General features: G+C 44.1%; 16 protein-coding genes. All 16 read right to left on the bottom strand.

All coding sequences use genetic code 11. The annotated features are described in order from the left end of the window. Positions 1–27: 27 nt before the first annotated feature. Complete coding sequence (locus D104_RS20105) at positions 28–312, bottom strand: helix-turn-helix domain-containing protein (protein ID WP_024022416.1); 285 nt, start codon at positions 310–312, stop codon at positions 28–30. Next, entirely contained in the window at positions 305–652 is a 348-nt protein-coding gene (locus D104_RS20100; RefSeq protein ID WP_024022415.1) for a type II toxin-antitoxin system RelE/ParE family toxin, read from the bottom strand. Before D104_RS20100 ends, D104_RS20105 begins: the two co-directional genes overlap by 8 nt. A gap of 52 nt (positions 653–704) precedes the next feature. Then, a complete protein-coding gene (trxC, locus tag D104_RS20095; RefSeq protein WP_024022414.1) occupies positions 705–1151 on the bottom strand; it encodes a thioredoxin TrxC in 447 nt (148 codons plus the stop codon). A gap of 160 nt (positions 1152–1311) precedes the next feature. Continuing rightward, entirely contained in the window at positions 1312–2001 is a 690-nt protein-coding gene (locus tag D104_RS20090) for a hypothetical protein (RefSeq protein WP_024022413.1), read from the bottom strand. A 281-nt stretch (positions 2002–2282) separates the two neighbouring features. Next, positions 2283–2624, bottom strand: coding sequence for an AzlD domain-containing protein (locus tag D104_RS20085; RefSeq protein ID WP_024022412.1), 342 nt, complete (start codon positions 2622–2624; stop codon positions 2283–2285). Between the two features lie 2 nt (positions 2625–2626). Then, complete coding sequence (locus tag D104_RS20080) at positions 2627–3349, bottom strand: AzlC family ABC transporter permease (protein WP_024022411.1); 723 nt, start codon at positions 3347–3349, stop codon at positions 2627–2629. Continuing rightward, entirely contained in the window at positions 3346–3891 is a 546-nt protein-coding gene (locus D104_RS20075) for a helix-turn-helix domain-containing protein (protein WP_024022410.1), read from the bottom strand. Before D104_RS20075 ends, D104_RS20080 begins: the two co-directional genes overlap by 4 nt. A gap of 434 nt (positions 3892–4325) precedes the next feature. Continuing rightward, positions 4326–5087, bottom strand: coding sequence for a hypothetical protein (locus D104_RS20070; RefSeq protein WP_024022409.1), 762 nt, complete (start codon positions 5085–5087; stop codon positions 4326–4328). Between the two features lie 153 nt (positions 5088–5240). Continuing rightward, on the bottom strand, positions 5241–6005 hold the full coding sequence (locus D104_RS20065; RefSeq protein WP_024022408.1) for a RusA family crossover junction endodeoxyribonuclease: 765 nt from the start codon (positions 6003–6005) through the stop codon (positions 5241–5243). A 661-nt stretch (positions 6006–6666) separates the two neighbouring features. Further along, positions 6667–7107: a helix-turn-helix domain-containing protein gene (locus D104_RS20060; RefSeq protein WP_024022406.1), complete on the bottom strand. Its 441-nt coding sequence runs from the start codon at positions 7105–7107 to the stop codon at positions 6667–6669. 10 nt (positions 7108–7117) lie between these two features. After that, positions 7118–7459: a DUF4258 domain-containing protein gene (locus D104_RS20055; RefSeq protein ID WP_024022405.1), complete on the bottom strand. Its 342-nt coding sequence runs from the start codon at positions 7457–7459 to the stop codon at positions 7118–7120. A gap of 208 nt (positions 7460–7667) precedes the next feature. Then, positions 7668–9335 carry an amino acid ABC transporter ATP-binding/permease protein gene (locus D104_RS20050; protein WP_024022404.1) on the bottom strand — a complete coding sequence of 556 codons (1668 nt, stop codon included), beginning with the start codon at positions 9333–9335 and terminating at the stop codon, positions 7668–7670. Beyond that, positions 9295–11082: a thiol reductant ABC exporter subunit CydD gene (gene cydD, locus D104_RS20045; protein WP_024022403.1), complete on the bottom strand. Its 1788-nt coding sequence runs from the start codon at positions 11080–11082 to the stop codon at positions 9295–9297. The genes D104_RS20050 and cydD overlap by 41 nt, the downstream gene beginning before the upstream one ends. A gap of 5 nt (positions 11083–11087) precedes the next feature. Continuing rightward, positions 11088–11198, bottom strand: a complete 111-nt coding sequence (gene cydX / locus D104_RS20040) for a cytochrome bd-I oxidase subunit CydX (protein ID WP_024022402.1) — start codon at positions 11196–11198, stop codon at positions 11088–11090. 65 nt (positions 11199–11263) lie between these two features. Further along, positions 11264–12400, bottom strand: a complete 1137-nt coding sequence (cydB, locus tag D104_RS20035) for a cytochrome d ubiquinol oxidase subunit II (RefSeq protein ID WP_024022401.1) — start codon at positions 12398–12400, stop codon at positions 11264–11266. A 1-nt stretch (position 12401) separates the two neighbouring features. Continuing rightward, the gene (locus D104_RS20030) at positions 12402–13976 is read right to left on the bottom strand and encodes a cytochrome ubiquinol oxidase subunit I (RefSeq protein WP_024022400.1); all 1575 of its coding nucleotides are present in this window, start codon (positions 13974–13976) and stop codon (positions 12402–12404) included. Positions 13977–14190 lie beyond the last annotated feature (214 nt).

Below are 14190 nucleotides of genomic sequence, written 5' to 3'. Positions count from 1 at the left end.
GCCAAAAAAGATATGCGTAACATAGTATTAAGCAAGTGCCCGCATCACAGCTTTTGGCTCTTTTACCACTACATTTAACAGTGCTAATGCTGGCCCATGAGGTGTTCGATCACCCCTTTCCCAGTGACGTAGAGTCGATACACTAATACAAAATTTTGAGGCAAATTCCAACTGAGTTAACCCAAGCTTACGACGTAGTTCACCAACATCAACAGGTTCTAAGCGATGTGTTTTAGCCGCAATATCTTTACCCTTGTTTAGGTCAATTGCTTCTTGAAGCCCTTTAGCAATACTCTCATACGCGTTAGTCATAATTTTTCTCCAAAGCCATTGAAACGAGAATGCCAACTAATTTAGCAAGAGAATTTCTATCTGTTTTAGACAAATTAGCCCTTTCACTTTTTCCAAACATAGTTAAAAGATAAAGGGGGATTCTCTCGTCGTGGTAATAATAAATTACTCTAACACCACCACTCTTCCCTGTATTACCACGACTCCATCTAAGCTTACGAATACCACCAGTACCTTCCATGACATCTCCAGCTTTTGGATGTTCAGAAAGGTAATCTATTACAGCCTTACGTTCAGATTCAGAAAGCAAAGAATCCGCCCGTTTGATGTATTCTGGTAATTCGGTAATAGTATTCTGCATAAAACGAATTGTAATCCAATGGATTACTCAATGCAAAACTAGCCCCCCCCACTTAAACAGCAGGTAAATTCTGAGCTAACCACTGTTGGAATTGTGCTTTTGGCAAAGCCCCTGACAAACGCGCCACTTCTTTGCCATGATGAAATATCATCAAAGTCGGAATGGAACGAATATTATAGCCACCCGCTGTGCTTTGGTTCTGCTCGGTATCTAGCTTCACAAAACACGCTTGAGTCGACATCTCACCCGCTACTTGTTCGAAAATAGGCGCAAATTGTTGGCACGGCCCACACCATGTAGCCCAAAAATCAACCACCACCGGCAAACCGTTGTCCGTAATATAACGTCTAAAATTTGCATCGCTGCCCACAATTGGATGTGTTGAAAGTACCAGTTGCTTACACTTCCCGCAAAGAGGCTTATTGCCAAGCTTGTCTTTTGGTACGCGATTTTTTGTGGTGCAACGTTGGCAAACAATTTGTATAGGGGAATCGGTCATCTTAAACCTCAATCAAAAAGGGCTCGAACATTCGTTAAAAATGGAGCCTGTATATTAAAAAACAATCTTAATCGGCCTATTTAATGACGATCAACGTAGAAAAGCAAAAAGCGAATCATAGGATCCGCTTTTTGGTCTTTGTTCGCTTATTATCGCTTAACTAATCATCTAGATCCGCATGAGACACCGCTTTAAACGTGTCCACTTGCTCGAAGTTTTCCATCCAGAAATACGAACTCACCAAGCTAAATTGACGCGTCAAACCGCCGTCTGCAATCTGCTTCAACTGCCACACAAGACCTGGTGCTTCAGGGAATTGTGTGCCTTGAATTTGATCTTCGTATAAACGATTAATCAACGCATCGTCGCCTTGCCCACTCGCCAGCAAACGCACAATGGAAGAATGCAACGACTCATCAAAAATCGCCATGTCTTCGTCATGCGCGGCCGTTACTGTAAACGTCAGTTCAACGCCCGTTGGTTTAGCAAACGTACCGTTAAAGGCTTCTCGCAGCAGTGTATAAGCATTGAAAAGACGCTCATGAAAAAGACAATCTGGGTACTCTTCCCATGACCGATCGTCGATCATGTCGTGGCTAATCTGATCTATTTTACCTTTAGACAACTCAGGAAATAAATGCGTTAACAACACCTTCGCAGCTTCATCAGGATCAAGGTCATTTAACGACATCATGCACATTTCTCTAAGCTCGGCCGCATCCATTGCATCAACATCATCGTCAAAATCCATAATCGTCATCAGGGCTTTAAAGTCCTCATTCAACCACGCATTTTGAATCTTGTTAACCTTGTGAAAAGTATCGATCTGAACCGTAAACTTTGATTGCATCTAGCACTCCTATTTGAACGCCAATATTGCAGGAAATAACGCTGGTAAGCTTTGTAAGTAACCAATAAAGACCTAAAAGAATGGACAGGTCGAATAGTCAATGTACAGGGACTGGAAGCAACATACCATCCATAGAAAGAAATATTTTGGCGCCGCTTTAGGTAATAATTTCAAGCCAGGTTACATGCCGAAAAGAGCGTTATAGCGAACGAAAAACACGCTCTATTTCCCATCCACCACAAATCGATTTTCAATGTCTTATCTGAGTCATTTACCTTTATTCATATAGGCAAAAACAGCGTTACCATTCCAAATGCCACGACCCCACACAAAATCGGCAAACCCATGGATCGGGTACGAGTCCAAACACCGAAAGTAGCGAGCATCCCAACGCCAGTCGCGAACCAAGACAAGGTATCAGGATGAGCCGGTACTAAAGACGTACCAAACATCGCCGCGATCATGGTTGGGCCTAGTATCGTTAACCAAGTCGGCATTGAACCAACACCGTCCTCTGTTTGTCTTTTCGCCAAACTTCGTTTCATCCAAAGATATGGCACAAGACGAAGCAAATAGGTACCAATGGCAATACTGGCGAGGGCCAGCCACATAGAACTGTCCATACCTATTGTTCTCCCAAAATGCGCTGATTTTTTAACGTGTAAAACAACGCCGCACCGCTCATCGCCGCTAGTGGAATGGCAATATTCGGATAGCCTGATATTTTCAACACTAACGCGGTAACAGCAGACAAAATAATGGTCAGTGACCATAGAGGATTACTGCAACGTGGAACGATTAAAACGAAAAACAGAGCGGGTAGCGCAAAAGGCAAAACATCGTTGATTAATGGCCAGCGCTGCGTCAATTCACCACCGGCAATAGCACCCAGTGCGGTTCCCACAATCCAGCTAAACCAAGCCAACACGGCCGCACCTGTGTACCAACCTATCCTCGCCTGTTCAGGCAGCTGAGGCAAACGGGCATGAGCCAGCGCAAAGATTTGATCCGTCAAACCATGCATTAATGGTAGCCATTTCTTATCATGGTTTAAGTAAGGTGAGAGATTTGGCCCGTAAACAACGTGACGCGCATTGATTAGCAGCGTCATAATGACCACCAGCCATAACGGTGCGCCAGAAGCCGCCATGGCAACAAAGAGAAACTGTGACGCGCCAGCATAAATAAAAGTAGAGATAAGAATGGTCTCTAACACGCTAAAGCCAGACTGAACGGAAATCAGACCAAAAGAAATGGCCACTGGAATGTAACCGCCCAGTAGCGGAATCGCATCTTTAATACCTTGCTTCCAAGGTGTTCCAGCAAGCGTTTGCGTTGTCGTACTCATAATTCAACATCCTGTTTGGCATCGCCCTGTTTAGCATAGGTAATGACCATCATTAACGTCGCCCATGAATCGTCAGTTTGATAACAGTGCGGAACATCGGCCGCAAAAGTACGCGCTTTACCAATCTCCAAATCGTGCAGGGCATTGTTTTCTCCCGCCCGCAATTTTCCGCTGATTAACGTGATAGTCTCCGTCGTGCCAGCAATATGCGGTTCGGATTGCTTAACCGTATTTGGCGCGCAAGACACCCAATACACATCAACCCGCGGATTGCCCTCGCCTTGATCAATCAACCTAACCTGCACACCGTTTTCGCCCAGTGGCGATTCCACACTGGCAACAAGATCCCCAAACGGAGCATCCAGCTGTACCGCCAAACGCCAAATCGTATCAATTGTCGGATTGCCCTCACCTTGCTCAATACGAGACAAGTTAGACTTCGCCAGTCCCGCATCTAACGCAAGCTGAGACAAAGACAGCCCCTTTGCCATACGCAACGTTTGTATAGTTCGACCCAACGAACCGAGAATAGGTTTATTCATCATGCATCCAAATTGTTCTTTATATAGAACGTTCTATATAAAGAACGGATGGATGTCAATGGAATTGTGGGAAATGGAGGCGATTCGGAGAGGGAGACAGGTTCAACGAATCACGCTTTGATAGACTCATCTGAACATTATTTGCGATTACTTTTGTAGGTCGGCCTTTAGGCCGTCAAAACGTGACTTGTCATAATGCGTTCTTTGTCGGCAAATAACGCTCTACTCGATATATAACTGAGGCAATGATAATACCTGCTGAACATCAAGAAACACTTACTTGGTGTAAGGCCCTATTTTCATCTGATCCTAAATTATTTAACACTGAGTTCAGTTGCAAAAATACCTGGCGCTATATTTTGGAAACCAAAATTCGTGACAGATATTTTTGTCAATTGAAGCGTTTTTTTATACCACTTGTTCGAAGACTGTTTTCAAACAAATGGTATGAGCGATTTATATATTTCTACATTATCGAATTTGTTTTCATGTAGAAATTCATTCATCTCTGAAACCAATTTATCTTGGTCTTTCCCTGGACCAATAAAAATACCTTCAATACATGATTTAGGTAACACCATCTCAATATATGGAATATTCATTTCGCCCCGTTTCCGATGGAGAACTGGTGTATTATCAGTTTTATCTAGAGAGATAACAGCTCTATGTTCTTGTTCGCTATAAAATGCATGATGCTTTATTGATGTGGCATCATAGACTAAAGATCTTATAAACCAATCTTTATGGGCACCTAGATAGTAGTGATCATATAAAAATGGTAACGAATCAAATTGTGTTGATAAATTAATATCTTTATAAGTTTTAGGGTAGCTGCATGATTGAACTGAATTTTGTCTAAATGAACCTTCACAAGTTAAAGCTAATGTAACTAAACTCATATTAAAAATCACTGCACAATTACCATATGTTCTCCACATTGTCAGCTCGTCCCCAGCTAAACAAAGAGATGAAACAAATATATCCAAATCATCCAAGCTATTCATTATTTCATTTTTTAAGGTGTTTTTTTCTGTGTTAGATAATTTTTTTGCATCCGAGACACTATCGACAAGAATTTCGATGCCTTTCAAAACTTCAGAATAATCATTTAGATATTTATAATGAGTAGCCCACAACTTTCCAGTCTTTAAAATGTTTTTTACTGCATTTAAATCCGTATACTGATATATATGCATATAATCATAGCCTTTATACTTTTTTACACAGTGGAAATTTAGTGGTATAACGCCCCGCTTAGAGGCAATGACACGTGGGCTAAAATTTGGAGCGAAGCGACTGAGCCCACGTGTGATTGTCCCAGGGAGCTTGCGACCAACTACAGCTGTTTGTTATGCGCGCTTCAACAAGCGTTTAAAAAAAGAGAGATAACTTTTATATGTCAGTCCATTTTTTCTGCACTCTTTTTTAAAGTCATCTAAGGAGTAAATCCTTTTTTTACTGAATCCTGATAACCTTGTTCGATGGATGTCATAAGAGGATTGAACTAGAAACCTGTCGGCGTCTGCACCTAATTTCCTTATCTTTTTGGCCGTATTCCTATGCATTTTTCTCGCCCAAACTACAGCCAATGCTCCGAGCATTGATATTTCAGAATTAAAATCTACATTTAGAGGTAAGCAGACCGCCCCCTCGTACTGTATAAAAATCAAGTCACTTTTATCAAAACAATAATCATTGCTAAATGATATTTCAATTTTTAAATAATTATCATGTTTAAGTTCATTTCTTGACATCCAGAAGGTATGAATAGATCCAATCTGCGAATCATCCATTAGAATTCCGTTCTCGCCTGTCAAGGCGTCTAATATAGGTTTTGTAATATTATCCAAGTCACCGACTTTATCGGTTTCTTGTCTTTCAATTGCATTTAGATACCAAACCAATTCAATATTTACAGAATCAGAAATCATCCACTGAAATTTACCTAGTTCTTGATGAATGATATTAATTAATTCTTTCTGTCTCTTTTTTTGAGACTGCATACTAATAATTTTTTCAAACTCTAACTCGACAATGACCTTGGCGCTAGCTAACTCTTTGATAAGAAAATGCTTATCTACGGCGCAATTGTCAGTCGTAATTTTTATTTCCATTCATACCTCAGAATTGGAATTGGCGCATAACATTTTAATAATGCGCATGCGCGTTTACACATTACAGAAACTTTCCTGAAATCACTATAAGTTACTAACTCTAAAGCGAATAATAGGGATATCAACAAGAGCCAAGTCTGGAAAAACGCGCATGCGTGTTATTTCATTTACCCACAGCGCGTTATTTCTGTTGCGGATATTTTTATTCATTGATATTACGAGACTTTTTTACTTTCCACCAGTACAAAATGCGCACAACGGATTTATTTAAAATGGCTAAACGCGCAAGAAAGTGACCATTTAAAAAATAAACTGTATCTCCATCCATTAATTGCGTTTTGGTTTTCCCCCTAAATAAGTCAGTTCGACGCAACGAAGTTGCGCGACCCTATGGAGTTTCAGAGTCCGTTAAAAACGCCCTTCCTAGCATCCGCAAAAATAATCTATGCCTTACGATAAAAGTCGTGTTGCTAAACGCAACATAAACAAAGTAACTGAGACGTTTGGGCGATAGCCCGATAAAAGATCTTTTGGTTACTTTTGCATCGATTGGCAAAAGTTACCCGCTCAGCAGAGCGGAAAAAAGGTCGGGAATACAAAGCGTTTGAATGGAAACCAAAAGGGGAAGAAACAGATCCCCCATCAGCTAGCTAAAATTTAGCTATACCGCAATCCCCCAGCGGTTGTCGATTTCTTCCAGTAATATTTCCTGTGCGGCTTGCTGTGCTTCGGCATCAGAAAGTAGGTCTAGAAAGTAGCTAACGGAGTTGGTTTTCTCTAGTTTTTCCATGAATAGAGATCGAAGTGCAGCATCTGTCGTTCGGGGGATGTCTGACTGGCCTTTTTCGTAACGCGCTATCGTTTGTTCTGATACACCAAAGCGGTGTCCGAGCATTTTTTGCGATAGATTCAGTTCTATGCGTAAAAACTTAAATTCCGCCGGACGCAGTGGCTTGTGACTGTCTGCTATTGTTTGCGCGATGGCGACATGCAAGTTATTCATATCATCGATGCTGGTGTAGTCTTCGCCGTCTATATGTTCAATGGTAAAACCGTTTTTTAGATAGACATTTGGTAAACCACATTCTGTATAGTGATACATCGTTTTACTCCTAATGAACCCAAACTGTGATGAGAATTGAAGTCGGGTTATCATTATGGTTCTTAATGGCGACACTGAGCTCTATAATAGATCCTGCCGCCATTCCTTTTATGTTAAATTTCCAATCACCATTAATCTCGAGATAAGGCCCTTCACGGAATACCGAGCGCTTACTCTTCAGTAAAGCCAAAACCTGCCCCGTTGTCACACCACGCTCCAGCATTCTCTCTTTGATATGCTTACTCCAACGGATTCGATCGGTATGATTTTCTGCTAGATCATTAATGATTTTTCGCGCTGTATATTCACTAAGAGTAAACACCACGGTTCCTTGTGGATTATTCTTTTTCATGTCACTCATCCATTGAGTTAATACCTATCATATTGATAGGTCGATTGGGTTTTGTCAAGAATACTCAATCTAGAAAGTTTCGTTTATGATTCCCTAGAATTTGCAATAACAAAGGCGAAAATTGCTCGAATTTATATGGCCTCAAAGCCCCAAAGAATAACCCCACCCTGCCCCTCCCCTTGGAAGACTTAAGGGGAGGGAAAAAGAGCTACAGTTCTATTACTCTCGCGTTGTCGCCGAGTTGACTGCTGACGTGGCTGACCAACAGTAAGATGGAGGGTTTGTAGGCGTTCTGTAGCGAGTGACAAATGGTTGCTATGGTAGCTTTGTCGAGTCCATCGAACGGTTCGTCTAGTAGTAAGACGGGAGATTGTCTTAGCAGCAGGCGCGCTAGGGCGAGGCGTTTTCGTTGTCCGCCAGATAAGTTGCGGCCTTGTGAGCTGAGCAGCGTTTCTAAACCGTTGGGGAGGCTTTTTGCCCAGTCTGCCAAGGCAACGGCGTCGAGCACTGACCAAAGGGCTTCGGTGCTTGCGTCTGGGTTGCCAAGGCGTAAGTTGGCGGCGATGCTTTGCTGGAAGATGTACGGTGTTTGGGGTAAGTAACTGAGTTGCGATTGGTAACCACGGTTGCCGTAGAGGTCGCATGCTTCATCGTTGATAAAAGCCTTGCCTGTCGATAAACAATCGCCGGCAATAGCAGCCAATAACGTTGATTTCCCTGAGCCACTGTCACCACGAATCCAGACTTTTTCGCCTGCGACCACGGATAAATCCAATGCGTCGTTGCCCATTCCGCTGGATGCATAAAAGCCACGCCACTCGCTAAAAGTCATTCGATCAATCGTCTGTATTTTGCCATCGGGTTGAACTTGGGCGTCTTGGTGAAGTTGATTCAAACGACGTAAACCCACTTGCGATTGGCCTTGTGCGACGAAAGATTGCACCAAAGGCAACACCAATTCATTCACCGCCAATAGCGACAAAACGAAGCCAATAAACCAAGTGCCTTGCACGCCGTCCACCAGCGTCCAATTGTCTGTCGATGCTTGATAAACGCTGACGAGATAAAAACAACTTACTAGTAACAAAATGGTGACAAGGTACGCTAAAAATCGCCCTACGCTCACAGCTTGTTGAATGACGATTTCGCTTCTGCGTTGGCGCTCATCTAGCTGGTCGAGACGTTGTGCGTAGTCTTTCCAGTGACCACGAATGGTTAAGGTGATCAAGGCGGAAAACAAGCTAACAAAGCGACCACGACGATGCACGCCGAGGATCTGCCCGACATGCACGGCATGGCTGGCGAAATAGCCACACACGAACGGCACAATGAAGATATGAAACACAGCGGCAATCGCTAATGGCCACAGCAAGTTAGGTAAAATGAAATAGGCCAAAACCGACACGGCAGCATAGCTCAGTAGCGCGTATATCCACGGCAAAAACACCACCAGCGGCCAACGAATAATTTGGTCAAGGTCGCTGACAAGACGCTGCAACAAATCGCCTCGGCTTTGTTCATGTAAATTAGCGGAGTCTTTCGCGACACGCTGATCCCATACCCAAAGGCGTAACGTCCGTAACAACCCTAATAAATGATTGTGCGCAGAAACCTGTTCGCCGTAACGGCCCGCGGTACGGAAAATGGCCAAGCCACGAACAATCGCGCCAGGCGTTAGATAGTTGAATACTAACGCGCTGCCGATTGCCGAAGCCAATCCTGCCGCGGATATAAACCAGCCCGAAACACCCAATAACGCCACGCCCGCCAAACTCGCGATAATGCCCACCAATACAGGCACAGCAAAACCCCAAGGGTTGGCGAGTAACAGGCTTTTAAGCGATAGCTTCGCGGTTTTCGTTGCGTGATTGCTCATGCAGGCCTCCTTTGGTAAGCGACCAATGTTTATCGGCCCAGGCAATTGGGTGAGTATCATGACTGACGATCAATAAGGTTTTGCCCGTTGAAACATGATGCAAGGTGTCTAATACCGCTTGCGCGGTGTCTTTGTCCAACCCCGAACACGGCTCATCGAGCAGCCAAACATCGGCTTTCGACAACAGTGCGCGCGCGATGGAAAGGCGCTGCATTTGGCCGCCGGATAATCCAGAGCCAAGTTCGGTCAGCTTGGTGTCTAAGCCGTCTGGCAAGGCTTGAATAAAGTCGTCACATTGGCTTTTTATCAAGGCGGCTTGTAACTCGGCTTCACTCGGCGCGGCTACGCCTTCTTTGCTTCCAAGACCCAAGAGTAAATTGCGACGAATGCTGCCATTTACCCATTCTGGTGTTTGCGGTAACCACGCCAATTTAGCTCGCCAATCGGACAAGTCGATGTTTTGAAAGGCTTGGCGATTAATGAAAAGCTGACCTTGATAATCTTCTTCGAAGCCGAGCAAAAGGTGCAATAAACTGGATTTTCCTATGCCAGATTCGCCACTCAACCAAACTCGTTCGCCTTGAGCAATGCCGCCGGTAATAGGCGCAAGTCGATGGTGTCCAGATTCTGACCAGCCCAGTTGATGAAAACCAATAAACGCGTCTTTATCTACAACCAATGCAGGCACGACGGATTCAGACTTTGTTGCCTGTTTCCGTGTATCAGAGAGCGGCGTATTAAGTATTTCCAGCAAATCCGTTGCGGCGGCTTCGGCTTTTTGTTTGGCGTGGTAATCGTTTCCAAGCTGGCGCAAAGGCAAATAAAATTCTGGGGCGAGTAATAAAAGAAACAAGGCTTGAGTGAGAGTAACGGGGGAACTCCCCACTTGCCACGGCAACACTTCTAATAAACCTAAGCCTAAATACAAGGCGATCATCGCGATCGACAGCGACGCGAACAGTTCAAGAGTAGCGGTCGATAAAAAAGCGAGGATCAACACGCTCATGGTGGTTTTCTGATACGCACTCGCGCTATCAGACAAACGCTGTCTTGCTTTATTCGTCTTGTTGAGTCGTTTGAGTTCCGCTAAGCCTTGGCTCAGATCCATAAATTGATTGGATAACATAGCCAATACGCTGAATTGTCGGCGGTTGGCTTGAGCGGCTTTATGACCCACAAAGATCATGAAAATAATAACCAAGGGCGCCGTCATCATGAAGATTAAAAAAGCGACCCACGAAACAGGCGCAACTGACAACAGAATCACACAGGGAATCAAGGTCACCATAAACACTTGTGGTTTATAGCGACTAAAAAAATCGTCTAACGCATCAACTTGTTCATAAACGCGTGTAGACAGCGCCGCATCTTCTTCTATTCTTAAGCGGGCGGGACCCAACTCAGTAAGATGCGACACCAATGTACGACGCAAGCCGTAACGAATGTCACGGCTTGCGCTGGTGCAAATGCGCTCTCGGCCAAAGTTAGCCAGAGCCCGCAGTAACAGAGCAAATAAACCCAATAACAAAAGAGGCAAGGAAAAAGACTGGTGCAGCGCCATGTCCGAAAACACATTCGCCAACGCCCACGCTTGAAGCACCAACGACACCGCAAACAACACGCCAAAGCCTTGAGCAAGTCGATATTTTGACGACTGCTGGTTTGCTAATTCGCCCAAAAATATTGCTTCAGGCGTTTTAATTCGACCCGCTCGATGTGCTGTTTTTGCTTCCTTGTTCTTTCTCATTGAATTTACTGTTGCTCCTCTTCACCGTCATAACCACTAAACTCTAACCAAACGGCATTAACAATACCGAAAGAACAGGCTAATAATACGCCTAGAACCCAAGCAAAATACCACATAACGTATTCCTCTATTTGTTGCTAAAAGACAGAGCCCAAAGCGGCTCTATCTTCTTTGCCAATGACTAGTAAAGTGAATGATTGTTTTCTTCGATGTGTTTATTGGTCAAACGACCGTACATCACAAAGTAGTTCCACAAAGTGTAAGCCAGAACAATCGGTACGAAGATACAAGCGACCACAAACATGATCATCATGGTGTTCTCACTTGACGTCGCATCCCACATAGTCAAACTCATGTTTGGAAAACTTGAAGAAGGCATTAGGAATGGGAACATGGAACCACCCGCGGTGACGATAATGCCTGCAATACCCAATGATGAACTTAAGAAAGACAAGAAGCCTTTTCTCATCATGGCAGTCAAAGCGGCGAATAACATACCAGCAATACCAATAATCGGTGCCAACATAAGCGCAGGCACTTTTTCATAGTTGGCCAACCATGCGCCAGCTTGAACTTCGGCGGTTTTCATCAAAGGCGTTATCACTGCATTGCCATCAATGGCACTCGTCAATACATAACCATCGATGCCGAAAGCCAACCAAAAACCCGCAAGGATAAACAATAACGCGGCTAAAACACCCGTGATGGCTGTGATGCGACTTGCTTTCTCAAGTAACGCCTCATCTGTTTTCATTTGTAGCCAAGCGCCGCCTTGTGTCATCAGCATCAACAAGCTTACTAAGCCACACAAAATCGCAAACGGATTCAATAAGGCGAAGAAAGAGCCTGTGTACGTCGCACGCATGTATTGATCAAATTCAAATGGTACGCCTTGTAACAAGTTACCAAACGCCACACCGAAAATGATCGGCGGAACAGCAGAGCCGAAGGTGATTCCCCAGTCCCAACTTGTACGCCATTTTGTGTTTTCAAGTTTAGAGCGGTAATCAAACCCAATTGGACGGAAGAACAACGCGGCCAATACCAACAACATAGCAAAGTAGAAGCCAGAAAACGCAGTGGCATAAACCACAGGCCAAGCCGCGAACAAGGCACCACCTGCTGTAATGAACCAGACTTGGTTGCCGTCCCAATGGGGCGCAATCGAGTTGATCATAATACGGCGTTCAGAATCTGTGCCGCCAATGACTTTTAATAAGCTACCAACGCCCATATCAAAGCCGTCCGTTACGGCGAAACCAATCAGTAATACACCGATCAATGCCCACCAAATCACTTTTAATAATTCGTAATCCATCTTACACCTCCTGCTTCAGCTGAGCCGTTTCTTGTTCAAGCGCGTAACGTCCAGTGTGCAAACTAGAAGGCCCTTGTTTCGCAAAGCGAATCATTAAGTACATCTCAGCAATTAGGAACGCTGTATAAAGAAGTCCGAAGCCTGCAAGACTGATCCAAATTTCCGTTGCGGTTAAGCTAGATACCGCCACATGAACAGGCAAGATCTCACCAATCGCCCAAGGCTGGCGACCATATTCAGCAACGAACCAACCTGCTTCATTGGCAATCCAAGGAAGTGGTAAACAAATTACGATGAATTTAAGGAACAGAGAACTTTGACCAATGCGACGACGCGCGTTTTGATAAAACGCAGCGGCAAAAACGAACAGCATTAAGAAACCACACCCCACCATGATACGGAAAGCGAAGAACAGTGGCGCCACTTTTGGAATAGAATACTCGACCGCCTGATCAATTTCTTCTGACGTCACTTTATTGATGTCTTCATTAAAGGCAGTGACTAATAAACCGTAGCCAAGATCGTCTTTTACTTTTTCAAAGTTCGATTTAACCAGAGGATCAGTTGAACCACTGCGAAGCTTCTCTAGTAACTGATTTGCATAAATACCATTAATAATGCGCTGGCGATTATGCTCTTTCAGCTCTTTAATACCTTCCACTTGACCGTCAAGTGATCGAGTCGCAATTAAGCCCATTAAACCGGGAATCTTGATGGCGTATTCGGTTTCTTCAAGCACTTGATTCGGGAAACCAATCAAGGTGAAATCGGCAGGGGCTTCTTGAGTTTCCCATTCCGCTTCTATCGCAGCCAATTTCACTTTTTGCACTTCGCCTAGCTCGTAACCTGATTCGTCACCCAACAGGATAACGCTCAAGATAGACGCCAGACCAAACGCAGAAGCGATGGCAAAAGAACGACGAGCAAACGCAAGGTCGCGGCCTTTAAGCAAGTAGTAGCTTGAAATAACAAGAACGAACATGGCACCTGTTGTGTAACCCGCTGAAACCGTGTGAACAAATTTCACCTGCGCCACTGGGTTGAAAATTAAAGCGCCAAAGTCGACCAATTCCATTCGCATGGTTTCGTAGTTGAACTCGGAACCGACTGGGTTTTGCATCCAACCGTTGGCAATCAAGATCCACAATGCAGAAAGGTTAGAACCTAACGCCACACCCCATGTCACCATCAAGTGTTTTACTTTACTTAAACGATCCCAGCCGAAGAAGAACAGACCAACGAGCGTTGATTCAAGGAAGAAAGCCATCAAGCCTTCGATCGCTAACGGCGCACCAAAAATATCGCCAACATAGTGAGAATAATAAGACCAGTTTGTTCCGAATTGGAACTCCATGGTCAAACCCGTTGTTACCCCTAGCGCAAAGTTAATACCAAACAATTTACCCCAGAACTTCACCATGTCTTTGTACACTTGCTTGCCGGTAATCACGTAAACCGATTCCATGATTGCCAACAAGAACGCCATCCCTAATGTTAAAGGGACAAACAGATAGTGGTACAGAGCAGTGAAAGCAAACTGAAATCGCGATAATTCCACTACAGCTTCGTTAATCATATAACTTCAACCCATTCATTTGACTGAGAAAAAAGGCGATCGTAGACACTTCCTTTCTAGAGTGTTCTTGTTATCCAACGCCCACCGAAGCCCCAAACGACTCGGGACTTACTATAAGGCGTGATTATGATTGCTGTTCCGCTTTAAAACATTGCGTTAGATCAAGATAAAGAGAGTGAAAAAAATATGTAGGTAAAAAGCATGACATGGACAC

The organism is Marinomonas profundimaris (genome assembly GCF_000508165.1).
GTDB classification, from domain to species: Bacteria; Pseudomonadota; Gammaproteobacteria; order Pseudomonadales; family Marinomonadaceae; genus Marinomonas; species Marinomonas profundimaris.
Note: the sequence above shows the minus strand (reverse complement) of the source record. Positions and strands in the feature narration are given on the sequence as shown.

Excerpts from the sequence above, each read along its gene's own strand:
- D104_RS20030 (WP_024022400.1), bottom strand. The coding sequence starts at position 13,976 with ATGATTAACGAAGCTGTAGTGGAATTATCGCGATTTCAGTTTGCTTTC.
- D104_RS20055 (WP_024022405.1), bottom strand. The coding sequence starts at position 7,459 with ATGAAAAAGAATAATCCACAAGGAACCGTGGTGTTTACTCTTAGTGAA.
- D104_RS20100 (WP_024022415.1), bottom strand. The coding sequence starts at position 652 with ATGCAGAATACTATTACCGAATTACCAGAATACATCAAACGGGCGGAT.
- D104_RS20085 (WP_024022412.1), bottom strand. The coding sequence starts at position 2,624 with ATGGACAGTTCTATGTGGCTGGCCCTCGCCAGTATTGCCATTGGTACC.
- cydX (WP_024022402.1), bottom strand. The coding sequence starts at position 11,198 with ATGTGGTATTTTGCTTGGGTTCTAGGCGTATTATTAGCCTGTTCTTTC.
- trxC (WP_024022414.1), bottom strand. The coding sequence starts at position 1,151 with ATGACCGATTCCCCTATACAAATTGTTTGCCAACGTTGCACCACAAAA.
- cydD (WP_024022403.1), bottom strand. The coding sequence starts at position 11,082 with ATGAGAAAGAACAAGGAAGCAAAAACAGCACATCGAGCGGGTCGAATT.
- D104_RS20105 (WP_024022416.1), bottom strand. The coding sequence starts at position 312 with ATGACTAACGCGTATGAGAGTATTGCTAAAGGGCTTCAAGAAGCAATT.
- cydB (WP_024022401.1), bottom strand. The coding sequence starts at position 12,400 with ATGGATTACGAATTATTAAAAGTGATTTGGTGGGCATTGATCGGTGTA.
- D104_RS20070 (WP_024022409.1), bottom strand. The coding sequence starts at position 5,087 with ATGCATATATATCAGTATACGGATTTAAATGCAGTAAAAAACATTTTA.
- D104_RS20090 (WP_024022413.1), bottom strand. The coding sequence starts at position 2,001 with ATGCAATCAAAGTTTACGGTTCAGATCGATACTTTTCACAAGGTTAAC.
- D104_RS20065 (WP_024022408.1), bottom strand. The coding sequence starts at position 6,005 with ATGGAAATAAAAATTACGACTGACAATTGCGCCGTAGATAAGCATTTT.
- D104_RS20075 (WP_024022410.1), bottom strand. The coding sequence starts at position 3,891 with ATGAATAAACCTATTCTCGGTTCGTTGGGTCGAACTATACAAACGTTG.
- D104_RS20080 (WP_024022411.1), bottom strand. The coding sequence starts at position 3,349 with ATGAGTACGACAACGCAAACGCTTGCTGGAACACCTTGGAAGCAAGGT.
- D104_RS20060 (WP_024022406.1), bottom strand. The coding sequence starts at position 7,107 with ATGTATCACTATACAGAATGTGGTTTACCAAATGTCTATCTAAAAAAC.
- D104_RS20050 (WP_024022404.1), bottom strand. The coding sequence starts at position 9,335 with ATGAGCAATCACGCAACGAAAACCGCGAAGCTATCGCTTAAAAGCCTG.